21 protein-coding genes, 1 pseudogene, 1 riboswitch and 1 other annotated feature are annotated in these 26,647 nt (G+C 41.8%); of the genes and pseudogenes, 10 read left to right on the forward strand and 12 right to left on the reverse strand.

What is annotated here, in order from left to right; genetic code table 11:
- Nucleotides 1-45: 45 nt before the first annotated feature.
- Nucleotides 46-1,107 (reverse strand): beta-galactosidase, encoded by a 1,062-nt coding sequence (locus W03_RS06780; protein WP_244072252.1) that lies wholly within the window; start codon nucleotides 1,105-1,107, stop codon nucleotides 46-48.
- 490 nt (nucleotides 1,108-1,597) lie between these two features.
- A riboswitch (cyclic di-GMP riboswitch) is annotated at nucleotides 1,598-1,684 on the forward strand.
- A 108-nt stretch (nucleotides 1,685-1,792) separates the two neighbouring features.
- Here W03_RS06780 and W03_RS06785 point away from each other — a divergent pair.
- Nucleotides 1,793-2,962: a glycoside hydrolase gene (locus tag W03_RS06785; RefSeq protein WP_244072253.1), complete on the forward strand. Its 1,170-nt coding sequence runs from the start codon at nucleotides 1,793-1,795 to the stop codon at nucleotides 2,960-2,962.
- 90 nt (nucleotides 2,963-3,052) lie between these two features.
- Here the strand turns inward: W03_RS06785 and W03_RS06790 are convergent, their stop codons facing one another.
- The 3 genes from W03_RS06790 to W03_RS06800 form a co-directional block, all read right to left on the reverse strand.
- The gene (locus W03_RS06790) at nucleotides 3,053-3,391 is read right to left on the reverse strand and encodes a BON domain-containing protein (protein WP_244072254.1); all 339 of its coding nucleotides are present in this window, start codon (nucleotides 3,389-3,391) and stop codon (nucleotides 3,053-3,055) included.
- Between the two features lie 433 nt (nucleotides 3,392-3,824).
- Nucleotides 3,825-5,429, reverse strand: coding sequence for an L-aspartate oxidase (gene nadB / locus W03_RS06795; RefSeq protein ID WP_244072255.1), 1,605 nt, complete (start codon nucleotides 5,427-5,429; stop codon nucleotides 3,825-3,827).
- Between the two features lie 105 nt (nucleotides 5,430-5,534).
- Nucleotides 5,535-5,843 (reverse strand): DUF2007 domain-containing protein, encoded by a 309-nt coding sequence (locus W03_RS06800; RefSeq protein WP_244072256.1) that lies wholly within the window; start codon nucleotides 5,841-5,843, stop codon nucleotides 5,535-5,537.
- Nucleotides 5,844-5,876: 33 nt separating this feature from the next.
- On the opposite strand from W03_RS06800, the gene W03_RS06805 reads away from it, so the two are divergent.
- A complete protein-coding gene (locus W03_RS06805; protein WP_244072257.1) occupies nucleotides 5,877-6,758 on the forward strand; it encodes a recombination-associated protein RdgC in 882 nt (293 codons plus the stop codon).
- Between the two features lie 123 nt (nucleotides 6,759-6,881).
- Here W03_RS06805 and W03_RS06810 read toward each other — a convergent pair whose 3' ends face one another.
- The 3 genes from W03_RS06810 to W03_RS06820 form a co-directional block, all read right to left on the reverse strand.
- Entirely contained in the window at nucleotides 6,882-8,243 is a 1,362-nt protein-coding gene (locus tag W03_RS06810; protein ID WP_375792715.1) for a sorbosone dehydrogenase family protein, read from the reverse strand.
- A gap of 742 nt (nucleotides 8,244-8,985) precedes the next feature.
- Complete coding sequence (locus W03_RS06815) at nucleotides 8,986-11,184, reverse strand: UvrD-helicase domain-containing protein (RefSeq protein ID WP_244072258.1); 2,199 nt, start codon at nucleotides 11,182-11,184, stop codon at nucleotides 8,986-8,988.
- Nucleotides 11,185-11,315: 131 nt separating this feature from the next.
- Nucleotides 11,316-12,185, reverse strand: a complete 870-nt coding sequence (locus W03_RS06820) for a phosphoribulokinase (protein WP_244072259.1) — start codon at nucleotides 12,183-12,185, stop codon at nucleotides 11,316-11,318.
- A gap of 500 nt (nucleotides 12,186-12,685) precedes the next feature.
- Here W03_RS06820 and ppa point away from each other — a divergent pair, with 500 nt between their 5' ends.
- A complete protein-coding gene (gene ppa / locus W03_RS06825; protein ID WP_244072260.1) occupies nucleotides 12,686-13,234 on the forward strand; it encodes an inorganic diphosphatase in 549 nt (182 codons plus the stop codon).
- Between the two features lie 60 nt (nucleotides 13,235-13,294).
- On the opposite strand, the gene W03_RS06830 is transcribed toward ppa, so the two are convergent.
- The 3 genes from W03_RS06830 to W03_RS06840 form a co-directional block, all read right to left on the reverse strand.
- A complete protein-coding gene (locus W03_RS06830; protein ID WP_244072261.1) occupies nucleotides 13,295-13,534 on the reverse strand; it encodes a hypothetical protein in 240 nt (79 codons plus the stop codon).
- A 156-nt stretch (nucleotides 13,535-13,690) separates the two neighbouring features.
- Nucleotides 13,691-14,452: a hypothetical protein gene (locus W03_RS06835; protein ID WP_244072262.1), complete on the reverse strand. Its 762-nt coding sequence runs from the start codon at nucleotides 14,450-14,452 to the stop codon at nucleotides 13,691-13,693.
- 142 nt (nucleotides 14,453-14,594) lie between these two features.
- Nucleotides 14,595-15,509 carry a LysR family transcriptional regulator gene (locus W03_RS06840; protein WP_244072263.1) on the reverse strand — a complete coding sequence of 305 codons (915 nt, stop codon included), beginning with the start codon at nucleotides 15,507-15,509 and terminating at the stop codon, nucleotides 14,595-14,597.
- Nucleotides 15,510-15,706: 197 nt separating this feature from the next.
- Between W03_RS06840 and W03_RS06845 the strand changes: the two genes are divergently transcribed.
- The 6 genes from W03_RS06845 (at nucleotide 15,707) to W03_RS06870 (ending at nucleotide 22,761) form a co-directional block, all read left to right on the forward strand.
- Nucleotides 15,707-17,128: a form I ribulose bisphosphate carboxylase large subunit gene (locus W03_RS06845; RefSeq protein ID WP_244073710.1), complete on the forward strand. Its 1,422-nt coding sequence runs from the start codon at nucleotides 15,707-15,709 to the stop codon at nucleotides 17,126-17,128.
- Nucleotides 17,129-17,203: 75 nt separating this feature from the next.
- Entirely contained in the window at nucleotides 17,204-17,560 is a 357-nt protein-coding gene (locus W03_RS06850) for a ribulose bisphosphate carboxylase small subunit (RefSeq protein ID WP_244072264.1), read from the forward strand.
- A 164-nt stretch (nucleotides 17,561-17,724) separates the two neighbouring features.
- Complete coding sequence (locus tag W03_RS06855) at nucleotides 17,725-18,531, forward strand: CbbQ/NirQ/NorQ/GpvN family protein (protein WP_244072265.1); 807 nt, start codon at nucleotides 17,725-17,727, stop codon at nucleotides 18,529-18,531.
- A gap of 50 nt (nucleotides 18,532-18,581) precedes the next feature.
- Nucleotides 18,582-20,909: a nitric oxide reductase activation protein NorD gene (locus tag W03_RS06860; protein WP_244072266.1), complete on the forward strand. Its 2,328-nt coding sequence runs from the start codon at nucleotides 18,582-18,584 to the stop codon at nucleotides 20,907-20,909.
- 50 nt (nucleotides 20,910-20,959) lie between these two features.
- On the forward strand, nucleotides 20,960-21,328 hold the full coding sequence (locus tag W03_RS06865; protein WP_244072267.1) for an Mth938-like domain-containing protein: 369 nt from the start codon (nucleotides 20,960-20,962) through the stop codon (nucleotides 21,326-21,328).
- Between the two features lie 587 nt (nucleotides 21,329-21,915).
- Complete coding sequence (locus W03_RS06870) at nucleotides 21,916-22,761, forward strand: hypothetical protein (RefSeq protein ID WP_244072268.1); 846 nt, start codon at nucleotides 21,916-21,918, stop codon at nucleotides 22,759-22,761.
- A 149-nt stretch (nucleotides 22,762-22,910) separates the two neighbouring features.
- On the opposite strand, the gene W03_RS06875 is transcribed toward W03_RS06870, so the two are convergent.
- Nucleotides 22,911-24,130, reverse strand: a protein-coding gene (locus W03_RS06875; protein WP_244072269.1) for an IS3 family transposase whose coding sequence is annotated in 2 segments (ribosomal slippage) — nucleotides 22,911-23,839 and nucleotides 23,839-24,130 — 1,221 coding nt in all. Because the reading frame shifts where the segments join, the coding sequence is not laid out codon by codon here.
- Nucleotides 23,736-23,852, reverse strand: a sequence feature (AL1L pseudoknot). It overlaps the preceding gene by 117 nt.
- Nucleotides 24,131-24,969: 839 nt before the next feature.
- Here W03_RS06875 and W03_RS06880 point away from each other — a divergent pair.
- Nucleotides 24,970-25,416 (forward strand): hypothetical protein, encoded by a 447-nt coding sequence (locus tag W03_RS06880; RefSeq protein ID WP_244072270.1) that lies wholly within the window; start codon nucleotides 24,970-24,972, stop codon nucleotides 25,414-25,416.
- Between the two features lie 105 nt (nucleotides 25,417-25,521).
- Here W03_RS06880 and W03_RS06885 read toward each other — a convergent pair.
- Nucleotides 25,522-26,612, reverse strand: a pseudogene (locus W03_RS06885) (IS3 family transposase).
- Between the last annotated feature and the right edge of the window lie 35 nt (nucleotides 26,613-26,647).

A 26,647-nucleotide genomic window follows, 5' to 3' on the forward strand; every position in this document is an offset into this window, starting at 1 on the left:
TATATTGAATAGTTTCTATTGAAACCAAGAGGCGGGCTATCAACTTCAACTTTTACATGATCTAAATGCTTTTGGACAAGTCGCTATTAATCCGCCTGAAGGTTCTCTCGTTTGGTCCGGTTCGTTTAAAACCTGTAACAATCTTGAAAAATGCCGGGGCTCCCGAGTCCAAATAATATAATTGGCTTTCAAATTATTTTTAGCAAATGAAAGCAGTTCTTGAATTGAAGGCTCTCTAGTCTTTTTATTGTGTTGTGTCATTACGTAATTAGATTGCATCACAGAAGGCGCTATTGGAACAATTCCAGAAAGTTCCGGATAATAGTGATAAATACCCTTACTGGTATTTTTGGTTTCTGGTGCATTCATTGACGGGTCTTCAAGGAAAATATCAGGCCCACTGAGTGCTGTTCCTATTGATTTCATTCTATCTGTAAATGACTTAAGAATTGACCTAGGATGATTGACAGATTGTAATGTAACCGTGTTAGGAAAAGATCGACGCATTGCTTGATGCACAGTCAGGAGATTTATAAAAAATTGATCCGTTTCCGTTGTGGTAAATTTTGTTAGCGGCTCTCCTAGAGCCGTTTCAGGCAGTCCAATTCCTTCAAAATAAGGATGCGCATTGTAACGCTCCCCAAGTGCTTGAAACAAGGCAATCAAACGATCACGAACCAAAGGATTCCACAATTTAATATTTTCACCTTTTGGTTTTTTTTCTCCATAAGTTACAAAAATATAAGTACCATTCTCATATTTATCCGCTTTTAAATAATCCGGTACAGATTTATACTTCGGATTAAACGATTTTGTTTGTATCAGAATAAAGAGACGCTTTCCTCTTTTTGCCAATTCATTAAGGATAGCGTCAATTGGCGCAAAATTATATACTCCTTCAGAAGCCTCCAATTCTGACCAAGCGTATCGAACTTGTAATCCTCGTAACGCTTGTGTTTGTTCAAGCTCTGCATAAACATTCTTCATGTAGGCAGGATTATTTTTTCCGTGCCCCATCGTTGCATAATAGTGCCCAGGATGCCATTTAACGCCATCGCTTGCAAAAGCTGCTCGAAAAGGGATAAGCATAACAACGACCAAAATCAATATTGATTTCCAAAAAGAATGATTCTGAGTGTATGTGATCATTTTTGAGAAAAATAAACTACCTAATACTATTTAATAATAATCCAGAAATATTAAATCATGCTTGATCGGGTTCGGCTCAAGCAATCTAAGAAAACGATATTGTTATTTATAATCAACATTATTATGAAACCTTGAAACCTTTGAGTGACGCCACTCAAACCCATTTCAGCTTCCTAAGATTATTCCAAAATGGCCCATATTTTCCCCATTCTTTGGGTCCTAGAGCCGGCATCCTATCAGCTAATATGATAGCTCAGAATGCGATAGGTCATTAGCATTCCGAGAAATAGGTATCTACAAGTAGCAGAAAACTTATCAAATGTTGCATAGCTAAATGCAAAACGGCATTTTGATTAACTGGTCTTTTGAGTTAACACCTATTTAGATTTTATGCTTGCTTAAAATACGGCTAACGCTTATATCAAGCATTTGATTAAAAGCGAGTGTTGTATCAAAAAGGCAAACTCTGCGAAAGCGGAGGGCGCAAAGTCACTGATCTAACGGGTTAAATCCCTATGATGGCAGGACTGCCAAGAGCGCATTCGATTCACAGGCACTGTGTATATTTTAGTGCTTCTAAGAAACGATCTGTATGCGTAACAACGCAGTTCTTCCTTTTCTTATCATTAAGGAGGAATTTTCTATGAAAACCAACTTCGAGTTCCCATCCACTATCCCATTAGCGATGGCCCCTTACGGTTCTGGTTCTAATTATAAACTTAAGGCAGCATTTATAGCAATATTTATTTTTATAGTGTTTATAGTGTTATTTTCTTCGGGAATTATCCATGCTGCTGATGGCGTTAAGTGGCATCCTGGGCATTATTATCAGCTTTTAGGTGGAGCAAAAAACAATCCTAAATTTATGATGGATGCAGTATATAAAGATTTAGTAAATACGCCAGCATTACGAGGAATTCAAGTGCGCTATATGTGGGGAGATATTGAAACCGCAAAGGGTCAATATAATTTTGCATCAATTGATAAGCATTTAGCAGAATTACAGAAACGAAATAAACGTTTGGTCATTATGATTCAAACAAAGTCTTTTAGTGCGAATTCAGTAACCTATGTTCCACCTTATCTAAGAAGCGTTGAGTATGATGGCGGCGTTTTTACTTTCTCTGGCTCAGGTCCAAACAAACCTACGGGTGAAAATTTAAAGTTGTGGAACCCTTTGGTTCGTGACCGTTTGTCCGAGTTATTTCGTGCCCTTGGAAAACGTTACAACGCACATCCTTATTTTGAAGGTATCGGAATGTCAGAGACAGCTTTAGGTGCCCCATTGAATCCTGTAACAGGCACTCAGACTAACGATTTCTATAAAAACTTACATATGGTATTACAAGAGGCTCGCAAAGCCTTCCCCAATACCATGGTGATGCAATCAGTAAATTATCCGAGACCAATTATTGCTCCATTAGTGGAAACTTTGAAGAAAATGGGGGGGGGTCTCAGTCATCCCGACACATACCTTGAAGAACGTGGATTATTAATGGAAGGAACAAAATATACTCCGCCGGGTGTTTATACACACTATCCAAAACTCTCAGGAATCATACCGCTAGCCCCTACAGTTATGCATCATAACTATGCAAACACTAAAAGCGATTCATCCGGGTATAAACCTACCGTATCTGAGTTACTTGATTTTTTGAGAGATGATTTAAAAGCCAATTACATTTTCTGGACCCGCGACCCCAAGTATTATCAGGGCGTACTCGAAATGCTCAATTGGAGTGCACAAAAAGACAAGGATGCTGGCGGATTAAGCACTACTTGCCCAAGTACTTATAGCTCTTGCGTGCAATAAAATAGCTAGTTAGAGATCAAGAACAACAGAAGATGTGCGGATTATCCGCATATCTTCTCGTTTCATCGTAATAATCGGCATAATCACCAATTATTTTTTTATGATTTGGTTATCAACCTTTTTTACACCATCAATGATCCAACTATGCATATTCACACGTGTAAGTTGATCTTCACTAATAACAAAACCTGTCAGCGATACATTTCCATCGGTTACTTTGACTTCAACATTACTTCCTTGCAAAGTAGGATCAGATTGTATTGCAGCCATGATTCTGGCATAGATAGTGGAATCGTCATAGACCGGAGCAGAAGGCGGTGGCACCCAAGATTTATGGGTTTTCTCGGCATAGTTCTCACAACCGGTTAACATAAATAACATAATCAACGGTATTAGCAAAAATATGAATCGTTCGTAGCAAGTTTGCATGATAGTTTTCCTGATTTTATTTTTTTAGCTGCTTCAGTATGATTATTTTATGCTCAAACTAGCTTTCGTAATAGACTAATTGTAGCCTGCTAGTATTAGCTATACATTTCTATGAGATAAATATACACAAAGCAAGTTAGCGATTCTAACAGTTATTTTCTCCATTCTTCTGATTCTACTGTATCGCTAAACCTTCACTGATCAATCCGTAGCTTACTACTTTTAATTCAAACTAACCCTGATGTAAAATTTTTCTCAAATCCGGTATTAATTGCAATGCCAAAGAACACCTTTTGAACGTCTTCTGTAAAAAATAAGGAAACCATAGAATCCTCGCCATGCAGATAGGATATTTTTTTACTATTTAAGCTTTCTATTACTGCACTAAATATGAATCAATCTTTATTAATTTGATCATTAACATCGCTTTTACTTATTGATCAACACAACTTTTATTTAATTCTGTATTCTCAGCCAGCGGCAGGATATTCGGATAATCCTTACTAAAATGCAGGCCACGACTTTCGTGACGCAATATGGCACTCCGTACAATTAAGTCGGCTGCATCCACGAGATTTCTAAGCTCCAAAAGATCGCTGGTGACGCGAAAATTCATATAATATTCATTAATTTCTTCACGTAATAACTCAATCCTTCGTTGAGCGCGCTGCAGACGTTTAGTAGTGCGGACTATTCCGACGTAATTCCACATGAATCGTCGCAATTCGTCCCAGTTGTGTGCAATAACTATTTCTTCGTCGGCGTCCGTTACTCGACTTTCATCCCAATCGGGTAATTTAGGAGGTACATTAATTTGTTGATTCACGATATCGTCAGCTGCGGCATGACCAAACACCAGGCATTCGAGTAGAGAATTACTGGCCAGCCGATTAGCGCCATGCAACCCGGTATGCGCAGTTTCGCCAATCGCGTAAAGATTGTTTAAATCCGTTCGCCCGCATTTATCCGTCGCAACACCACCACAAGTATAGTGAGCAGCCGGAACAACAGGGATGGATTCTTGGGTAAGATCTATCCCAAGTTCCAAGCAACGAGCATAAATTGTTGGGAAATGCGACTTAAGAAAATCTGCTGATTTATGTGAAATATCCAGATATACGCAATCCAATCCTCTTTTTTTCATTTCAAAGTCGATGGCGCGTGCCACAATGTCACGTGGCGCAAGTTCAGCGCGCGCATCATGCCAAGGCATGAAACGCTCGCCATTTGGCAATTTCAGAAGCCCGCCCTCGCCCCGAACCGCTTCACTGATCAGAAACGATTTGGCGTGCGGATGATAAAGACAAGTCGGGTGAAATTGCACAAATTCCATGTTAGTAATTTTGCAGCCAGCACGCCAACCCATTGCGATACCGTCTCCGGTCGCAGTATCGGGATTCGTCGTATACAAATAAACCTTATTAGCGCCCCCGGTAGCAAGCACGGTATTCTGCGCAGTAAAAGTAACAACGTGGCCTTTTTGCTTATCAAGAATATAAGCACCCAAGCAACGCCTTTCATGGTCCGGTGTAGTAACACTCAAACGATCGCTAGTAATCAGGTCCACCGCAATATGATGCTCAAATACTGTGATATTGGGATGCGCCATTACTTTTTGTATCAAAACCTTCTGTACCGCGTTACCTGTTGCATCACCGCTATGAATGATTCGTCGCACACTATGCCCACCCTCCTGCGTCAGATGATAACCAGTTTCATGCTCAGAGCTTCGAGTAAAATCAACCCCCTGCTCTATCAACCATCGAATGGCTGACGGCCCATTTTCGGTCACATAGCGCGTGGCGTTTTCATCACATAATCCAGCGCCGGCAATTAAAGTGTCTTGAACGTGCTTAATAGCGGAATCATCGTCCGATAAAGCCGCAGCAATGCCGCCTTGTGCCCAACCACTCGCACCAGCATGGATGGTTTGCTTAGTAACAATACAGATTTTTTGATGATCCGCTAAACGTAATGCCAGTGTAAGCCCGGCTAATCCACTGCCAATAATCAGCGTTTGAAAATAATGGTTCGACATATCGATTGAATAATTATAAATTTCGCGTTTTTAAGTTGCTACTGTAAACAACTAGATGTGATTAAGCCAATACGTTTTAATTGAGAACAATGAAGGACTGTAATGTTATTCTAGTCCCGCATCACATTTCCAACATAATTGAAAATTATCGGGATTTTCTTCACCGCATTGCCGACAATAAATATTATTTGTTTTAACTGTTGCCTGCTCATACGATTGCACCACACGTTTACTGCGTTCATAATCTTCATCCCTTATAATCCATACCTCAGGATAAGCATGAACAAAAGGTATATCCCCTGCTGCTCCTTGTGCGTATTGGTTAAACAATCTCGCCGGAATAAAAGCATGCTCAAGCAGATTCAGTACTATTTGCGCCTCTATTAAATCATTGGCCGAGTATACTTTTTTCATATTAAAAATGAACAAACAAACTAAGAAAAATATATGTGGTTTCGTAATTTACTAGTCTATCGCATTACCAGCGGCAACATTACGCTAAACGAACTTGAGGAAGCTATTTCCCAATGTCCGTTACAAGCCTGCATGCAAACCGAAATGCAAAGCCGTGGTTGGGTTCAACCACACGAAGAACACAGTAGTTTTGTTTATGCCTTGGGACAACAGTGGCTAATTGCATTGGGAACAGAGAAAAAATTGCTGCCTAACTCCATTGTGAATCAGCATGCCAAAGATCGGATTGCAAACATACAGCATATACAAGGATACAAACCCGGGAAAAAACAAGTCCGCGATATCAAAGAAGCAACACTGATTGAACTACTACCCCGTGCATTTACGCAAAGACATAAAATATACGCCTGGATTGATGCAATTAACAATCGCTTAATTATCGATACAGTCAGCCCAAGTAAAGCAGATGAATTTATCGAGAGCTTTCTAAAAGCGATGCACAGTATCGCTTTAGCACCTCTGGAAACCAGAATCTCCCCTGCCACGGCCATGACACAATGGCTCTCAGGCGAGGATTTATCATCCATTTTTACCATTGATCGTGATTGTGAATTACAGAGCATGAGTGACGAAAAAGCCACAATTCGTTATACGCACCATGAATTGAGTACGGAAGAAGCATCACGGCACATTCGAGTGGGTAAAAGAGTTACCAAACTGGCTTTAACCTGGCAAAATAAAATATCATTTTTATTATATGACAACCTACAAATCCGTCGCATAGCACCCCAAGATATCCTCAGAGAATCTACCGAAAGCGACGAAGATTTATTTGCCAGCGATTTTATATTGATGACAGCCGAAGCCAGCCAGCTCATTTCAGATCTAATCGAAGTATTGGGTGGCGAGGATTGATCCGTAACCAATTGTCTCTACAAAACTCCATTTCTTAGAATCTAACACCGATACGCGAGTAAGTTGAAAATGCGCCAAAAGACTTATAAATGCAAATACCAATTTCACCGAAACTCAGTATTTTTATTCATTGGTGTGTACTTTATGCGGCGTTTCAATTGGTGAGACACGCCAAACGATGTTGCCTACATCATCGGCCACGAGCAACGAACCTGTTTTATCGAGTATAACCCCGACCGGCCGTCCTTGTGCTTCCTCTTTTGCATTTAGAAAACCGGTGAGAAAGTCAATGGGCATACCGTTCGGCTTACCGTTATTAAATGGAACAAACACCACCTTGTATCCAGCTAGAGGATCGCGATTCCATGATCCATGCTCGCCAATAAAAGCTCCTTTATCGAAAGGCGATGGCATTGAATTACTCGAAAAAGTAAGCCCCAAGGGGGCAACATGCGTACCAAGCGCATAATCTGGTGCAATTGCCTTAGCTACTTTATCCGGACGAGGTGGTTTAACTCTCGAATCCACGTGCGCACCAAAATAGCTCCATGGCCAACCATAGAATGCTCCATCCTTTACAGAAGTTAGGTAGTCTGGAACAAGGTCGTTTCCAATTTCATCTCGCTCGTTGACGACTGTCCACAACGTATTAGTTTCTGGCTCCCAAGCCAATCCATTAGGATTGCGCAATCCACTAGCATACAGACGCTTCTCCTTGGTCTGGATATCTATTTCCCAAATGGCGGCCCTACCTTCCTCGATCTCTAATCCATTTTCGCCAATGTTGCTATTAGAGCCTACTGTCACGAATAGTTTTTTGCCATCTGTACTGGCGATTATATTCTTTGTCCAATGATGATTAATGCCAGCTGGCAGATCTGTGACTTTGACGGGTACAGTATTGATCTCGGTCTGGCCATCAGAATATGGAACTTTGACAACGGCATCTGCATTCGCAATGTAAAGCTCATTGCCAACCAACGCCATCCCAAAAGGTGACATTAAGTCTTTCATAAATACCGATCGGAGCTTTGCGGTTCCTTCAGGCGTGATCCCGCGAAGAAGGGTAATTTGGTTAGCACTGGAAACATTTGCTCCAGCGCGTCCCATCAGAATTGACTGAGCCTTTCCTCGAATCCAAGCATAAAGTCCACTATCATTAGCTTGATTATCTGTTGGCTTAGGAGGTCTATTACTCTCCGCCACAAGAATATCACCATTAGGCATTGTGTAAAGCCAACGAGGGTGAGCTAAATCACGCGCAAAAGCAGTAACTTGAAAACCTGGCGGAGCAGATGGCGCTGTCGCTGCAGGCCACCCTACTGCTTCGGCTATCTTAATGGTAGGAATCAAAGTGGTGGTTGGCTCTGGTAAATGAGGATTGGGTCCCACGCCAGCTTCAAACGAAGATTTAGAAGATATTTTATAACTTGTCAGCATAACAACCAAAAACATCAATACTAAAATTTTATATTTCAAGGCCATTTTGTCTCCTGTTTTGTGTCTTTGTCTTGCGACTCATTTTTCTTTTTGGTTCTTTCGGGATATCTGCGCGATTAATTCTCACGTAAATTGTTTCAAGATTGGCTATCTTCCATCTTATGATATTGCCAAAGAAGCACCCATTGTGATTTAAGCAATTCGGTAATCTTCTTAAATGACTTGTTATCGCGTTTTGAATTTTCGGTGATGCAAGTATTTCGCTACTGTGGGTCTCTTCCATGTATGCTGATGTGTGATCAGCATTTCTATTTTTTAACCTTGCAAGCTCTCCATTGCGTTTACAAAGTGAATGAACACTTTGGGCATGAAAGGCACTCTCAAAAAAATTAGATAGTGCTTGACAACAACACGTATGCGATCGAATAGCCTCATTGCATTGACTCAATCGAGCGGTGCCTCACCGCTCCCTCTTTGAATACAACCACACACCTTTTATAAGGCTATGTTCCATCTTTAATTCTGAAATCCCTAACACAAATTCAATCAGTGTCTTCTGGTCCTCACCTATCAATGCAGGTTCTCTCGTTTTCGCTTATAAAACTTACGATTGCCTCCAAACTTCTGACTATATTGTACGTGCGGTAGTCCCACCTCCATCCTTCATTGCATGAAACTTCGGATTAATTAGGAATCAGCATACCTTATTATCTATGCTTGTCAGCATGATGTGTTTTATCAAACCGCCACGGAACAAATCGATCCGATCAAAAATATTAATATTTTCCTAAATTGTCACAAGCTTTGCATATTCCACTAGCAACCACTTGATTCCGGAATTTTCAAAATTAACCTGCACGCGCATATCGTTACCGGTACCTTCAAAATTAACGATAATACCGATGCCGAATTTGGCATGAACAACCTTTTCACCCATTCTCCATGGATAAGTCGATAAATCATTTATCGTTGAGCGACTCCACTCTTTCGGTTTCGTATTGCCTGCTTTGGAATTGAATGTATTGATCGCAGGCTGCGACTGTAACCATTTTATGCAATCTTCAGGAATTTCATGTAAAAAGCGCGATACAACATTGTAGCGCGTCTGGCCGTGCAGCATGCGGCTTTGCGCAAAGCTTAAATGCAAACGACGACGTGCACGCGTCATCGCCACATACATTAGGCGTCGTTCCTCAGAAATACCGTCATTTTCATTCAAACTATTTTCATGAGGAAAAAGTCCCTCTTCTAATCCACTTAAAAATACAGTATGAAATTCCAATCCTTTTGCGGCGTGTACAGTCATCAACTGCAGTGCATCTTGGCCACTTCCTGCTTGATGTTCTCCAGCTTCCAACGATGCGTGTGCAAGAAATTCCGTTAAGCTATCATTACCCGTCTCATGTACAAAACTGGTAGCAGCATTTACTAATTCTTTGAGATTTTCCAGCCGCTCTGCGCCTTCACGTTCTTTGGCATAGTGCGTGATTAATTCACTAGAATTGAGCATTTGTTCGACAATTTGCGGTAACAATAAAGTAGCGCAGCGCTCACGTAGTGCCACTATGCGCTGTACGAATCCGGCAATACCTTTGAGCGTTTTTTTTGAACCTTCTTGCAGCATTAAGGAATCTTGCCCACCTGATTGCTGAACAGCCGCTGCCCATAGACTTATACCGTTCACTTTAGCCATAGCTTGTAGTTGTTCCAGGCTACGCGTTCCAATGCCACGCGCTGGAAAATTGATTACCCGTAATAGCGCGTTATCGTCTTCAGGATTAGCGATTAAGCGCAAATAAGCGAGCGCATGTTTGATTTCCTGTCGATCGAAGAAACGCATGCCGCCATATACCCGATAAGGTATCGCCGCATTAAATAAGCTATGTTCTAGTATGCGCGATTGCGCATTCGATCGATACAGCAATGCCATATCATACAGCGCAATACCTTCAGCGCGCAGAGCCCTTACTTCATCGACGACAAAGGCCGCTTCGTCAAAATCACTCAGCGCATTGTAGGCTCTTACGGGCTCACCTTTACCTTCTTCCGTCCAGAGATTCTTACCCAAGCGATTCGCATTATTACCAATCAATGCATTGGCTGCATCCAAAATATTGCCATGCGAACGATAATTTTGTTCGAGTTTGATGATTTTCGAGATATTAAAATCCCGCTCAAATTCTTTCATATTACCCGTATTAGCACCGCGAAACGCATAAATGCTCTGGTCGTCATCGCCGACAGCAAAAACCGCCGCACCTACTCCTTGAGCAGCTTGCACGCCAGCCAAAAGCTTAATCCATTGATATTGCAATGTATTTGTATCCTGAAATTCATCGATTAAAATATGACGAAATCGTTCACGATAGTGTGCGCATAAAATCTGGTTGCGTTGTAGCAATTCATAACTGCGTAGCAATAATTCCGCAAAATCGACCACCCCAGCTTTGTAGCATTGTTGTTCGTATACTTGATAAAGCTCGAGCAAACGAGATGAAAAAGTATCATCCACGGTCACAAACGCAGCGCGCAAACCTGCTTCCTTGGCATTGTTAATAAACCATTGCAGTTGTCTGGGAGCAATCTTTTTTTCATCCACAGATAAATCTTTCATCAACCTTTTTATGAATGCCAATTGATCGGAAGCATCCAGAATCTGGAAAGCTTGTGGTAAACCGGCATCTTGGAAGTGTGTTCTTAACAAACGGTGGGACAACCCATGAAAAGTACCGATCCACATACCTTTTGGGTTAATCGGCAGCATTGCGGTAATCCGTGCCAGCATCTCCTTGGCAGCTTTGTTCGTAAAAGTTACCGCGAAAACGCTATGAGGACTGGCTTGCCCGGTTTGAACGAGATAAGCAATGCGTGTTGTCAATACTCGTGTTTTACCACTGCCAGCTCCTGCCAAAACTAGTGCTGACTGATGTGGTAGTGTGATTGCTTCTAGTTGCTGCGGATTTAAATCAGACAATAACGAGCTCATAAAATAAAGATGGCCGAGAAAATCCCGGCCATTATTATGAAGTAGTTGAAAAAAATAACTGATTCAATGTTCCAAAAATTGGAGTTTCTACAATCCTTAAGAACACTCAAACAAAGACATCAAAATGATTGTTATGCTCTACTTTTTGCAACAATATCCAGAATTAATGGCGTTAAAATTAATTCAATCGCCATCCCCATTTTGCCGCCAGGAACGACAATCGTATTGGGGCGAGACATGAAAGAATCATGAATCATATTCAACAAGAAAGGAAAATCGACCCCTTGTGGGTTTCTAAAACGAATCACCACCATACTTTCGTCTAAAGTTGGAATGGCACGCGCAATAAACGGATTGGAAGTATCAACAGTCGGGACGCGCTGAAAATTAATATGTGTACGTGAAAACTGAGGTGTTATATAGTGCACATAGTCATGCATGCGCCGTAAAATGGTATGCGTGACAGCTTCGGCAGAATAACCGCGCGCACTGGTGTCGCGGTAAATTTTTTGAATCCATTCCAAATTTACAATAGGTACTACACCTACGAGTAAATCAACATGCTTTGCTACATCCGCGTTATCAGTTTTTACACCGCCATGCAATCCTTCGTAAAATAACAGATCGGAACCCGGCTCAATGTCTTTCCAAGGAGTGAAAGTACCTGCTTTTTGCTGCCAGGGTTCGGCTTCTTCATCATTATGCAAATATAGACGCGTTTGTCCTTTACCACTATCGCTATATTCCTTGAATAAAGCTTCTAATTTCTCAAACTCATTCGCTTCTGGACCAAAATGACTGATCGAACGTCCATTATTCTTTTCAGATTCCGTCACCGCTTTTTTCATGGCCTCCCGGTCATAGCGATGAAAACTATCGCCTTCTACGATAGTTGCTTTAAGTTTCTGACGGCGAAAAATCTGTTCAAAGCTGTTTTTAACTGTTGAAGTACCTGCACCTGATGATCCGGTTACCGCAATAACCGGGTGTTTTTGCGACATGCTAATTCCCCTTAAAATATCAAAAAACGAAAAAGATTAAGATTTCGTATCGTTACCACACTTACAGTATTGCTCTGCGAGTCTGTTATCATTATTTTTCTCACAGTAAAGAACAGAAAGTGAAATAACGATCCTAAAAATTAAATAGTTGTAAGTTAAAATATGATCGCTTGAAATTTATTCAAATAACTTAAAAGCTATTATACCAAGTTCATGAAGGAATTATCTTTCGTATTATTCTATATGTGCCATAGCTTTAAAAGTTACCAGAATTCACTCGCTTCTATGCGGTTTATGTAGTCTTATGTAAGCAACTTCTTGACTGTTCCCTGTAAAATGAATCGCGCATCAAAAAAGCATGGTTAAAAATACTTTCATAACTGAATACTTTTCAGTTGAACTGTATAGAATTATCAATCGGTTTAATTGAACATACTTGGTATTTAATTCAAATAGGCTTTTATTGATGAAACAATTATCTATATTTATGTGGAGAAAAAATGAATCTTGATCGTGTAGGCTCTGGAAATGATATTCCTAATGATTTTAATGTCATTATTGAAATTCCAATGAACTCAGATCCTATCAAATATGAGGTCGATAAAACCACTGGAGCAATGTTTGTTGATCGATTTATGTCAACGTGTATGCACTACCCTTGCAACTATGGCTATATTCCACATACGCTATCGGATGATGGCGACCCTGTAGATGTTTTAGTAATTTCACCCGTACCGTTAATCACAGGCGTCGTTGTCCGGTGCCGACCATTGGGTGTATTACGAATGCGCGATGAAGCGGGTGAAGATGCTAAATTGCTGGCTGTACCCATCACAAAGCTATGCAATCTCTACGAAAAAATCGCATCCTGCGAAGATTTACCCGAGCTTGTTCGTTCTCAGATTTCTCATTTTTTCTCGCATTACAAAGATCTGGAAACAGGAAAATGGGTTAGAATCGAAGGTTGGGATGGCGTAGAATCCGCAAAACTAGAAATTACCTCAGGAATTGAACGCTTCAACTCCACCAAAGATAAACCCATGTTCTAGTATGACTCTCCAATTTATCGAGACTTCTGTTTGAATAAGCAAAGCGGCAAAGCTACGATATTAAGTCGATGGCTGTTGTCGCATCATGCTGATTAAGACAATGTTTGCTACTACCATTACCACGCCAAATATCAACCAGACTTTTCCCATTTTTTTGGCATCCGGGTGATCCTTGCGCAAATAAGCAAACCCCATGAGAAGCCCTACTACCGGAAATATCACCGTTGCAATCATAATTGTAATATTCAGACCTGTGGACACAACAGGTTTATGTTGATTATTAGAATTCTGCGTAGACATTTTTAATCAATTCCTCTTACTTAAGTGCATTATTTTTATTGAACATCTGATACCATTTTCGTAAAACCTTCATAAAACCGCACTGAGGTCAGCTGCTTTGACAGTCAGCTGACCAGTTTTATTCCCTTATACTTTCACAAACTCTTAGTAAGTATGCTAATACTTACAAACACTTGATCCATTTATCAACAATCCGCTTGGTTGTGGACAATATAAATCATAACCAAATAGCGTTTTAAAAGCGAATGTAGGCCTCTGCTGCCAAATCAGTGATGTCGGATTGGTCTTCGCAACTTCTGGCTCAGGGGCATGGAAACACCGTGCAACATCTTGATAAAAAGCCTGACGCTTCCAATAATCCACGTGAATACCATCCGGTCCAAACCAATGTGGATCTTGTTCATACAACGTAATACCTTTGCGCAGCGCCAGCGCAATCAAACCCGCATGCAATTCACGCGCACGTTGCACCGTAATGTCTCGTGGCAACCGACAAAAAGGGTAAAAAATATTCCGAAAAAACAGATACCGTCTCTCAGTAAGACTTTCAATTAATGCAAGTGGTAGGTTGGTTATAACGATTTGCGCAGATTGTTGTTGCAATTGATCGATACATCGCTCAACACTACCCAAAATTTGCCCAGGTAATAATTCATACAATATGTCATTGCCAATATCTGTCAGCAATGCATAACTGGGTAGCGATTCACTGGCGGCAAGCCGTGTCCACAATCCACTATCAAGAATCCCCGGTAATCTACGTTGCATGATACTACTGCAAATACCATACGCACGACCGTGCCCTAGCGCCACCAATACCTCACTGGGACTACCTAGCCGCTGCTGTACAATTTGGATTGCCAATCGCAGCGAAAGCGTCAAATTACTCGCACCTAATAAAATGATACGGTTTATCACAATATCGAAGATACTTTAGTTTTCATTGATCGCCTGTAATTCAAAAGCATTTCATCTAAATGCTGAAATAGTACCGTAAAACTGAAATGATCCATAAGAATAAGCGTAATCTTTAGATAAAATCGAGAACTGCGATTTTGCTTCACGTTTTTGACTCATGCATTAATACTTCGGCTTCGCGCAATAAAAAATCTCGGAACGTATTAGCAACATTTGAAAGTCGCTTATTTTTCCGGTTAACAACATGCCAGTAACGCATGATTGGAAAGTTTTGGATATCGAGAATTTTCAATCGCTCGGTTTCAAGCTCCAATTCAACGGTATGCTTCGACATAATACCCAACCCCATACCTGCTTGAACAGCTTGCTTAATTGCTTCGGTGGTATCTGTTTCCATCCCTTTGTTAATTTTTATTTCATGAGCGGCAAAAAAACGCTCCATTGCGCTGCGTGTTCCTGAACCCGATTCACGCACCAAAAATATTTCACTCGCCAATCGCTCCACTGCAATATTTTTTTCCACGCATAAAGAGTGACTTGGCGGAGCAACGACAACTAATGGGTTTTCCATGAATGACTGACTATCAATATCCAAGTGATCGGGTGGTTGGCCCATAATTGCCAAGTCGATCAAATTATCGTTCAGTTGTTTCAGAACCGTTTCGCGATTGGAAACATTCAAGCTAACCGTCACACCTGTATAACGTTGACAAAACTTCGCCAATAAATGAGGAGCAAAATAATTTGCAGTAGTCACCACAGAAATATTCAGCTTACCGCGCTCCATTCCCTTGAGTTCATCCAAAGCCACTTCCAGATCAGCTAATTGCTGTGAAATCGCTCGACTATACTGATACAGTTCTTGTCCCGCTTCGGTCAAAAAAATACGTTTACCAAGCTGTTCAAACAGCGGTAAATTTATGTTATCTTCAAGTTGTTTAATCTGCATCGAAACAGCGGGTTGAGTTAAGTACAACTCATTCGCCGCACCTGAGTAACTCAAATTTCTTGCAACAGATTCAAACACTTTCAGTTGTCTTAAAGTAACATGCAACATAATATAATAGCCTTATCAGTTTTTATTAGTATAAGTATAACCTTATTGCTTGTATCAATAATATTGATTTGTTCTTATAGATATTTATCGCTATAGTGTCAGTTATCAGGTTGTAGTAATTTTAGTCACAGTTGTAATACAAATCCGACAGTCAGTGCTTTTATGCTGACTCTAAATTAGAATGAATTGGAGAAAATATCATGGCAAAAACGTATAACGCAGGTGTTAAAGAATACCGCCAAACTTATTGGATGCCCGAATACACCCCTTTAGACACAGATATTCTGGCTTGTTTTAAAATTACCCCACAACCCGGGGTAGATCGCGAAGAAGCTGCTGCAGCGGTTGCGGCTGAATCTTCCACAGGTACCTGGACAACAGTTTGGACAGACTTGTTAACCGACTTAGATTATTACAAAGGCCGCGCCTATCGCATTGAAGATGTACCTGGTGACGATACTTGCTTTTACGCTTTTATTGCTTATCCAATCGATTTGTTTGAAGAAGGATCTGTTGTCAACGTGTTTACCTCCCTCGTTGGTAACGTATTTGGCTTTAAAGCAATTCGTGGATTGCGTCTGGAGGACGTCCGCTTCCCCATCGCCTATGTTAAAACTTGCGGGGGTCCTCCACATGGCATTCAAGTTGAAAGAGACATGCTCAATAAATACGGACGCGCTTTATTAGGCTGCACGATCAAACCGAAACTTGGTTTGTCTGCTAAAAACTACGGTCGCGCTGTTTACGAATGTTTACGCGGCGGTTTGGATTTGACCAAAGATGATGAAAACGTCAACAGCCAACCTTTTATGCGCTGGCGCCAACGTTTTGATTTTGTTATGGAAGCCATTCACAAAGCCGAACGTGAAACTGGTGAACGCAAAGGTCATTATCTGAATGTGACCGCACCAACCCCGGAAGAAATGTATAAACGAGCAGAATATGCTAAAGAAATCGGTGCCCCGATCATTATGCATGACTATATTACCGGCGGTTTCTGTGCTAACACAGGTCTAGCAAATTGGTGTCGTGACAATGGCATATTACTGCACATCCATCGTGCAATGCATGCTGTGATTGATCGTAACCCGCATCACGGTATTCATTTCCGTGTACTCGCCAAAGTTCTTCGCTTATCCGGTGGTGATCACCTGCATTCAGGTACAGTCGTCGGTAAATTGGAAGGCGATCGTGGCGCCACATTGGGCTGGATCGATTTGATGCGCGACAGCTTCATTAAAGAAGACCGTAGCCGCGGCATTATGTTCGATCAAGATTGGGGTTCTATGCCTGGCGTGTTCCCAGTTGCTTCCGGTGGTATTCACGTTTGGCACATGCCTGCATTAGTAGCCATTTTCGGTGATGATGCTTGCTTACAATTTGGTGGTGGTACTCTCGGACATCCATGGGGTAATGCTGCTGGTGCAGCGGCAAACCGAGTTGCGCTGGAAGCTTGCGTAGAAGCTCGTAACCAAGGCATTGAGATTGAGAAAAAAGGTAAAGAAATTTTGACTGCAGCAGCAAAAAGCAGTCCTGAACTTAAAATTGCTATGGAAACATGGAAAGAAATCAAATTTGAGTTTGATACCGTTGATAAGCTAGACGTAGCCCATAAATAAAAACTTACTTTCGGTGCACTTTCAAATCCGCATTGAGATTGCACCAAAAAAATCATCTAATTAGGAGTAGTATAAATGTCAGAAATGTTGGATTATAAGAGCCGTCTCAGTGAGCCAGAAAGCCGTAGATTTGAAACATTTTCTTATCTACCAGCAATGAGCACCAAGCAAATCAAACAACAAGTGGAATATATTGTCAAAAAAGGTTGGAATCCAGCTATTGAGCACACGGAACCTGAATACTTGATGGACAACTATTGGTATATGTGGAAATTACCGATGTTTGGCGAAACCGATGTAGCGCGCATTCTAGCCGAAGCTGAAGCTTGCCATAAAGCCAACCCCAAGAATCATGTTCGCTTGATTGGATACGATAATTTTGCTCAAAGCCAAGGCGCTTCAATGGTGATATATCGCGGAAAAACGGTTTAAGCGGAAACGGGTTTCTAACCCTGAAACCCCCATTTCCTCTTATAAGAGGCTGGGGTTTTTTTCCGCCATACGTTTCTAGTATAAGAACTATAAAAGATATTAATCGAACCTTATTACAAAGTATTCAAGAAAAAACTAAAAAAGGTATTCATAAGGAGTCCACCATGAGTAAAATCATCGACCAATACCGCGTTACTAAAGAGCCTTACTACCACTCGGTTACTGATGAAGTAAAGCTATACGAAGCAGCTTATTCAGTACGCATGCCAATGATGCTAAAAGGCCCGACCGGTTGCGGAAAAACCCGCTTCGTTGAATATATGGCATGGAGATTGAAGAAGCCATTAATTACGGTTGCTTGTAACGAAGACATGACCGCATCCGATCTGGTTGGGCGATTCTTGTTGGATGCCAATGGTACACGTTGGCAAGATGGCCCCCTTACTGTTGCCGCCCGCTATGGCGCTATCTGCTATCTTGATGAAGTGGTTGAAGCGCGTCAAGACACGACTGTAGTGATTCACCCTTTAACCGACAACCGTCGTGTTCTACCGCTTGAGAAGAAAGGAGAATTAATTCAGGCACACGCTGATTTCCAAATTGTCATTTCTTACAATCCAGGCTATCAAAGCTTGATGAAGGATCTAAAACAATCCACTAAGCAACGCTTTGGTGCGTTGGATTTTAATTACCCTAGTCATGATATTGAAAGCGAAATTGTTGCGCATGAATCGGGAGTTTCACATGAAATCGCTGAAAAATTAGTATCAATCGCTGAGCGTGCGCGCAATCTCAAAGGCCATGGTTTGGACGAAGGCATTTCAACACGTATGCTTATTTATGCCGGTAGCTTAATTGCTAACAAAGTGGAAGCGCATGCCGCATGCCGCGTTGCTTTGGTGCGCCCAATCACAGATGATCCAGATATGCGTGACGCGCTGGATGCCGCTGTCAGCACATTCTTTAACTAAAAAATTGATTCCCTATCAGTTATTGATTCGCACAACTAACGGGTGTTTTTATGAGTATCAATCTAGATGACTATCAAGAATTACTGGAAGACTTAGAACCAGAATCCACCGAATTGCTTCATCATGCCTGGCCGGAGGCCGTCAAAGTTTTTTCACCACGTGGCTTAGATAACTACTTAAAAGGTGTTTCTGCACTACGGGGGTTAGGACGTGGACGCAGCCTAGTGGATTGCTGGATTGATGAGATACCATTAGTTGCTAAGGAAATCGGTGAAGATATCATCGGTGATTTGGCAACCTCAGTGCTATCGTTAGCCTCCAGGACTTCTGGCGCAGTCATCGAACTGGTACTTGCGACCTCACCTACCGCTGCCAAACGACTTGGCGATGCGCATTTGTTCCAAAATTACCTGCAATTTCTGAATACACTTGTTGCGCAAGCACCTCGTGGTATTCGTCCGATGCTGAATAAGCTGGATATTTTGTTTAGTCAATTGACTTTGGGTGGATTGCGTCGTTGGGCTTTGTGGGGTGCACACGCCTATAGAACCGATTACGAAGAACAAATACGCTACTTTGGTTTGGATTCCAAGGAATCGCTCGCGCTACTACAAAAAGAACGCAAAGGGACGCTATTTGTCGACGTACAACGTCGCATCAATATGTACCTGAGAGCCCTTTGGGGGCGTGATTTCTTCATGAAACCCACTTCCGGCGATTTTGAAACACGCGAAGGCTATAAACCATTCATAGAAAATTATTTTATCCACCTACCCGATGCTTACGATAACGTCGGCGATATTACCGCTGTCGAAGTATACCGTGCGGCGGCCGCCCATGCGGCGGCTCATTTGGTTGAAACCAAACAGCCCATCTCTGCAGAAAGCTTAAATCCAATGCAAATGGCTGTTATTGCTGTCATTGAAGATGCACGCATTGAGGAACTATCGATCCGACGCTTTCCGGGTTTACGCAAAACTTGGGCCGCACTACATTTTGCGACTTCTGACATGGATACTACCATGGGAAATTATCTGGATCGTTTAGCACGTGCATTGCTCGACCCGGAATATCAAGACAAAGATCCATGGATCAAAGAAGGACGTCAGTTATTTAAAAACGCTCATAGTGCAATCGACTCGCAACAAATTTCTTGGGATATTGGTGTACAACTAGCACATAGTTTTACTAGTAAAAATATACCATTTAATATTCGAACCGATGTATTGACTGCGCCGTACCGAGATGACAATCGTTATTTCTGGGAATTTGAAGAATTTGATTTTAACAAATCACTATCCGCTGGTTATGATGCTCCCAAACAAATCCGCAAATATGTCAATGTGATGGAGTTTGCCAATGAAGTCGAGGTAGAAACCGCTGGTGATGATGCTCAAGAGATTTGGGTAATGGGTAGTGAATTTTTCCCTTACGAAGACAGCGGTATCTCCTATAACGAAACAGAGGGTAGAGAGCCGGTCTCCGCGCCATATCATTATTCCGAATGGGATTATCAAATCCAATTAGAACGGCCAGATTGGGCCACCGTACAAGAGAAACGCACACCGATGGGTGATATGCAATGTATCGACGCGATTGCTCAACAGTACAAGCGCGAAATTGCACGCATGAAATTTTTGCTAGACGCTATGCAACCACAAGGAACACGGCGCATCCGAAAACTCGAAGATGGTGATGAAATAGATATCAACGCGGCGATCCGTTCAATGATCGATATCCGTATGGGTATGCAACCAGATCCTCGTATTATGATGCGTTCTGTACGCAAAGTTCGAGATATTTCTGTATTAGTATTACTAGATTTATCCGAATCCACCAATGAAAAGGTGGTCGACCAAGATTATACCGTGTTGGATTTAACACGCCAGGCAACCGTTCTGCTTGCCAATGCCATCAATAAAATTGGTGATCCTTTTGCCATTCACGGCTTCTGCTCAGACGGACGGCATGACGTTCAATATTATCGCTTTAAAGACTTCGATCAACCTTATGACGAAATTCCAAAAGCACGCTTGGCAGGCATGACAGGTCAGCTTTCAACTCGAATGGGTGCTGCAATGCGACATGCCGGTCATTATTTAAAGCTACAAAAATCAGCGAAAAAACTGCTACTCGTTATTACCGATGGTGAGCCTGCCGATGTTGATATACGTGACCCGCAGTATTTACGTCAAGACACCAAGAAAGCTGTGGAAGAAGTAGGTCGAGCAGGTATCATTACATATTGCATGAGCTTGGATCCACGCGCAGATCAGTATGTATCACGTATTTTCGGTGAACGTAATTACTTAGTAGTGGATCATGTGGAGCGATTACCAGAAAAATTACCGATTCTATATGCCGGATTGACAAGATAAAATTAGGTATCTATGCTTGAAGCATCAATAATCCATAAAATACCGATCCCTTGAAACTGCATTTAGCAAATTTTGCTCAACAAAACATTTTTACCGGATATGGAGATAACTATGTATCAATTAACCAAATCCGCCATGAAAAAAGCTTGATTGTATTACCTGATCATTTGGTTGATCAATGGCCCGTGAAATCTGTATCTGATATGACTATTGAGCATTTTAAGCATTTACTATCTTATCATCCGGAAATTATCCTATTAGGTACAGGCGCCACCCATCAATTTCCAAAGCATTCACTAATGATCGATGTACTGAAAATGAACGTTGGAGTGGAAGTTATGACTACGCAAGCATGTTGCCGCACTTATAATATTCTAGTTGAAGAAGGCCGACGCGTTGCAGCAGCCATTATTGTTTGATTAATTCTCGCAAAATCAACTAAATATATTCAGTCTTCTAAGTCATTTTTTAAGGCCTTGCAAAATTAACGCGCCTTATAAGAATGAAGAATGTATTTCTTAACTGAGGTTACGAAGAAATATGAGCAAAAGGATCAGAAGAGCATTGCACACACTGGAATGCAAATTGGAATCGGTGCCATTACAATAGCCTGAATCTCTTATATTTGATGCGCATATCACGGCATTTGCTTGCTTTGGTAGCTAATAAGCAGTGTACCTCGTCAAATTAATTTGAGCCAAGATAGTAATTAAGAGGTGGTAGTTCATCGCGATTGGTTAATAGGTTTTATTAGCACAGAACAACTGGCGTCGCAAAACTAAGGTTTGTCGTTTTATTTTTTCACGTTTATTCAGAATAAGATTGCCTCGATGATAAAAAGGCATCAGATGGCCCTTAGATTATTCAATGACAGCCGTCGAACTAAAGTATCTCATAATTCAGACGCTTACAAGTATCTTAAGTTGTCACTTGGATTACGATATTCTATCCATACAGGAAGTTATTTATTTCAAAAACAGAGAGAGACTTTATTATGAAACACCACATGAAGCAGATTATCTTATCTACGTACACATTTTTACTGCTCGGAAATATCCATTTTGCTTCGGCCGATATTGACAGTGATAGCGAAATATTGCTCAATTGGGCTGAAAATAATTATTCACAATATTTTTCAAACCATCAGGTTACACAGAAAATTGATCCTTGGATTTTTAGGTTTTACCCTGATACGGGTATTTATGCTGGTGTGAACAGAAACGATAACAATGTCTATGTACTGGGAGGACCTTGGGCAGATAGTCCGACACTAATCGACACACTGCCAAATTTGATGGTGCTGGCAAACTCCGGCAATAATAGCATTCCTTCGTGCGATACTGCTACCGCACCGGCTGGATTAGTTTATACACAAAGCGGCAATGTCATCAATGTCACCACCAACGGCAAATGTATTTCACTACCCACCAACAATAACTTGTGTCAGGTACCCCAACAAGCAGCAGCAACTGGAATTTCAGTATTGACGAACTACGAGGTGCTCTCGTCTGAATTCAAAGGATTTAAGATTGATATCCCTGGTATTCCAAATCCATTCGAGTCTTATGCTAATAATTTTTCCAAGAGCAAACATTGCACCATCAACATTCCCGCAGAAGGAGCCAACTTGACTATAAACTCCGATGTCTGCTACGACATGACTGCACAATTTGGTGATCAATATGAAAACATTCCTGGAATTACGATTACTCCACCGATTACACTAGCGACTAAAAGTACAGCTATCAACCAGAGTGTTCCAGATTGTTTTGCTACTGACGCTGAGTCGATCTACGATGCATTCGCCAAAGAACTCTGGATCAAAAAGGATGGTGCTTTCGTGAAACAATAGTCAATAATTTATGGTGAGATAATGGAATGGACGCCCACTACCCTAAACGGCATCGAAGTGCCAAAGTAGTGGTGCAATAAAGCCCACTAACCCAGAGAGGAGCGTCCATATGAATCGCCCCGGGTTTTCCGGAGACTGTTTGTCTTGAGTCAAACCGCATCGGTTGGCTCTCTTAGTTGGCGATAATATGCCATTTCAAATTCTGCCGGTGGAATATTTCCAATCGGCTCCAGTAACCGGCGATTGTTAAACCAATCTACCCATTCCAAGGTTGCAAACTCCACATCGTCGATATTGCGCCACGGGCCGCGATGCCTAATCACCTCGGTCTTGTATAGTCCATTAATTGTTTCCGCCAGCGCATTGCCATAGGAATCTCCGACACTGCCAACAGAAGCTTCAATATTGGCCTCAATCAGGCGTTCCGTATAGCGAATCGACAAATATTGGCAACCGTGGTCACTATGATGAATTAACCCCTCGATTTTCCGTCGAGCCCACAGTGCCTGTTCCAGTGCATCAAGTACCAGACCGGTCTGCAATGACCGGCTGACCTGCCAGCCAACAATGTATCTGGCAAAAACATCGGTTATAAAAGCTACATAAACAAACCCCGCCCACGTTGCAACAAAGGTAATGTCTGCCACCCACAATTGATTGGGCCGGATTGCCGTAAATTGCCGGTTGACCTTGTCGGATGGCCGGTAGAGCGAATCATCTGCAACGGTTGTCCAACACTTCCTGCCGCGCCTGACACCTTGTATCTCAAGCTTCTTCATCAATCGTTCGACGGTGCAGCGGGCAACATCAATACCTTCTCGCAACAACTGCCGCCATACTTTGCGAGCACCATAAACACGGAAATTGCCTTCCCATATCCGCTGTATATCGAGTTCCAATTTTATGTCGCGCTTGATGCGGTCAGGCAACCGGTCCGCATCTCGCTCGCGCGCTTTATGTGCGTAGTAGCTCGACGGGGCAATCCAGATTTCATTGCAGATTGGCTCGACCCCGTATTTTGCTTTGTTGCTATCGATAAATGTCACCATTATTTCGGTCGGCGGTCGAGCTCCGCCTGTGCGAAATAGGCCGATGCCTTACGCAATATTTCGTTGGCACGCTTTAATTCATGATTCTCCCGTTCCAATTCCTTGAGTCGTTCACGATCCAATGTCGACATACCGCCTCGAATTCCTTGATCCGTCTCCGCTCTTCTTACCCAAGTGCGCAACGTCTCCGCTGTACAGCCAATCTTCGATGCAATCGATTTGATCGCCGACCATTGCGATTCATGCTCTGCCTGATGCTCAAATACCAACCTAACCGCTCGTTCCCGTACTTCCGCTGAATAACTGATTTGATTTTTCATCTCTCCTCCTCTCAAATCATTTTATCTCCGGAAAACCCGGGGCGATTCAACTTCTTCATCGTAGAATCTCCTGTCTTTATAAATTACTAGAAAATTCTACTGCTTTGCTCCTCTAATTTTGGGGGGATTACCAACCGACCGTGTTTAACGGATACAGCGATTTAAGAGCCCCTAATACTGGTTTGTCAATGAGAGAACGATTTCAGGTTTAAGTAAGTTATGTGGTCGCGCCATAACACTAGTAGCTGCTGGTGGAGCGTGATTTCATAAAAGCGCACAACATATTCTCCTAAAAAATCGCAGTGAGTTACAATTTCATTGAACTCTTGCGACAAAGTGAAATTGGCAAATATTGAAATAGTGTGTATAAAATAAATTTATACTGTCTGCATTGACCAGCAATCAATAGCGCTAATGTTTTAGCGATAAATGTTTCAGAAAAACCAATGTATTAGTAGAGAAATCTTTGGACTGAATTGTACTTGGTTTTGTACTTAACCACATCGCGAAAACCTTAGAAGCAGACTCTCGGGCTAGAAAGATAGGAATATAAGATTATGGCATTAGAAATTCTATTGGATCGATTCCATGGATACCCAAAAATTTGGAAAAATATATCAGCCCTAAGAATCTAAGAATAAAGAAGAAATATTTCTAATAAGATGGGTTAAGAGTACAAAACTAACAGGAGTGTTTTGTTGAAACATAGGCAATGTTAATGAGGAGGCTATTCGTTAGGATATAGAAAATCAACTCAATGTAATGAATGAAACAGAAGAGATTTTTAAGCAATTATCGCTCTTCTAAAACTTGATCGTTTACGATCGAGTTCTTTATAAATGACAATTGACGAGCTTCTTTTTTTCTCGTCAGAAACTAAAAGGGAGAAAGATATGAGTATGGAAAGTGAGATGAGGGCGAAGTTTGGAGGGGTTTGGAATTCGCTCCTTTTGCTTTTTGTGGTAATTGTTTGTATACGTTTTGCTAGCCTTGAGCAAGCAGGAGAAAGTCTAGCAGAAAGGATTTTATGTGGCATCCACTTGTTTTTAGGGTGTGTTGCCGCTGGTTTTTTGTTAGGGATCTTAAGAATTTTTCTAGGATTTTCTAATGATACTTATACACGCGCACCGGCATCAGCCAATTTCACTCAAGGCCTTAAATATGGGATAGTAGTGGGTGGTATGTTGATTTTTATCATTGGCATATTACAGCTCGATAATTTTTTAGGTGTATTCCAACCCATTGCAAATGGATTAATAACAAAATTGACTGGGATTTTTGCATAATTCATGCCTACCTACCTATCACATCAAGATTAAGTAATCGTTGATCTTGATGTGATAAGGTTGCTAGGGTAATCCTCCCATTATTAACCGAAGTTAAAAGTAGAGTTAATGTTTTAATTGATCGAGTTTTTGTTTTGGTGTGATTCCTCCAATGGCCATGTTAGGGCGTTTATGGTTATAAATCTACAACCATTGAGTTGCAAAGTCCTGAACATCGGCGATTGATTCAAAGCGGTGATGGCTCAGCCAGTCGTACCGTACAGTTCTGTTGTAACGTTCAATGTATGCGTTTTGCTGAGGTTTTCCGGGTTGTATGAACTCCAGCTGTATGCCGTTTTTTGCCGCCCAGACAGCGAGTACGCCGCTGATGTATTCAGGGCCGTTGTCACAGCGAATCCGTTTGGGTTTGCCGCGCCATTCGATCAGGTGCTCCAGTGTGCGTATGACGCGTTGCGCAAACAAGGAGAAATCCACTTCGATACCTAACCCCTCACGGTTACAGTCGTCCAGTATATTGAGTAACCGAAAGCTGCTGCCATTCCCCAGTTGATCATGCATAAAGTCCATTGACCAGGTTTCATTGATTGCTAACGGTACCGCCAGCATTTCCGGCTTGTCACGTTTGAGCCGCTTTTTCGGCTTGATCCGCATATTCAGCTCCAGTTCCCGATAAATACGGTAAACACGCTTGTGATTCCAGGAAAAACCTTTCACGTTGCGCAAATACAGAAAACATAAACCAAACCCCCAGTTTCGTTGGTGATGTGTCAACCGAAACAGTCAATCAGCAATTAGACAGTTATCCGTACTGAGTTTAGCTTGATAACGGTAACACGTCTCGCTGACACCATAAGTTTCGCAAGCCAGGCGGATACTAACCTTTCCCTGCTGAACAAGCTGTTTAGCCATGTCGCGCCGCCGCCTGGGTGCTACCACTTTTTTTCGAGTGCCTCCTTGCGTAACTCGGATTTTAACCGTTCCTCGGCATACATCTTCTTCAACTGCCTATTCTCTTCTTCCAGTTCCTTGAGCCGGGCTATCATCGACGCATCCATGCCGTCATATCTGCTGCGCCATTTATAAAACGTCGCATTACTCATGCCATGTTCACGGCACAATTCAGGCACCGGAACGCCTGCCTCAGTCTGCTTCAGTATCGCCATGATCTGACTGTCACTAAATCTTGACTTCTTCATCGTAGAATTTCCTGTCTTTATAAATTAATAGAAAA

This window comes from Nitrosomonas sp. PY1, from assembly GCF_022836435.1.
Classification (GTDB): Bacteria; Pseudomonadota; Gammaproteobacteria; order Burkholderiales; family Nitrosomonadaceae; genus Nitrosomonas.

Coding starts and splice junctions, on each gene's coding strand:
- W03_RS06785 (WP_244072253.1), top strand. CDS start 1,793: ATGAAAACCAACTTCGAGTTCCCATCCACTATCCCATTAGCGATGGCC.
- W03_RS06790 (WP_244072254.1), bottom strand. CDS start 3,391: ATGCAAACTTGCTACGAACGATTCATATTTTTGCTAATACCGTTGATT.
- nadB (WP_244072255.1), bottom strand. CDS start 5,429: ATGTCGAACCATTATTTTCAAACGCTGATTATTGGCAGTGGATTAGCC.
- W03_RS06800 (WP_244072256.1), bottom strand. CDS start 5,843: ATGAAAAAAGTATACTCGGCCAATGATTTAATAGAGGCGCAAATAGTA.
- W03_RS06805 (WP_244072257.1), top strand. CDS start 5,877: ATGTGGTTTCGTAATTTACTAGTCTATCGCATTACCAGCGGCAACATT.
- W03_RS06810 (WP_375792715.1), bottom strand. CDS start 8,243: ATGGCCTTGAAATATAAAATTTTAGTATTGATGTTTTTGGTTGTTATG.
- W03_RS06815 (WP_244072258.1), bottom strand. CDS start 11,184: ATGAGCTCGTTATTGTCTGATTTAAATCCGCAGCAACTAGAAGCAATC.
- W03_RS06820 (WP_244072259.1), bottom strand. CDS start 12,185: ATGTCGCAAAAACACCCGGTTATTGCGGTAACCGGATCATCAGGTGCA.
- ppa (WP_244072260.1), top strand. CDS start 12,686: ATGAATCTTGATCGTGTAGGCTCTGGAAATGATATTCCTAATGATTTT.
- W03_RS06830 (WP_244072261.1), bottom strand. CDS start 13,534: ATGTCTACGCAGAATTCTAATAATCAACATAAACCTGTTGTGTCCACA.
- W03_RS06840 (WP_244072263.1), bottom strand. CDS start 15,509: ATGTTGCATGTTACTTTAAGACAACTGAAAGTGTTTGAATCTGTTGCA.
- W03_RS06850 (WP_244072264.1), top strand. CDS start 17,204: ATGTCAGAAATGTTGGATTATAAGAGCCGTCTCAGTGAGCCAGAAAGC.
- W03_RS06855 (WP_244072265.1), top strand. CDS start 17,725: ATGAGTAAAATCATCGACCAATACCGCGTTACTAAAGAGCCTTACTAC.
- W03_RS06860 (WP_244072266.1), top strand. CDS start 18,582: ATGAGTATCAATCTAGATGACTATCAAGAATTACTGGAAGACTTAGAA.
- W03_RS06870 (WP_244072268.1), top strand. CDS start 21,916: ATGAAGCAGATTATCTTATCTACGTACACATTTTTACTGCTCGGAAAT.
- W03_RS06880 (WP_244072270.1), top strand. CDS start 24,970: ATGACAATTGACGAGCTTCTTTTTTTCTCGTCAGAAACTAAAAGGGAG.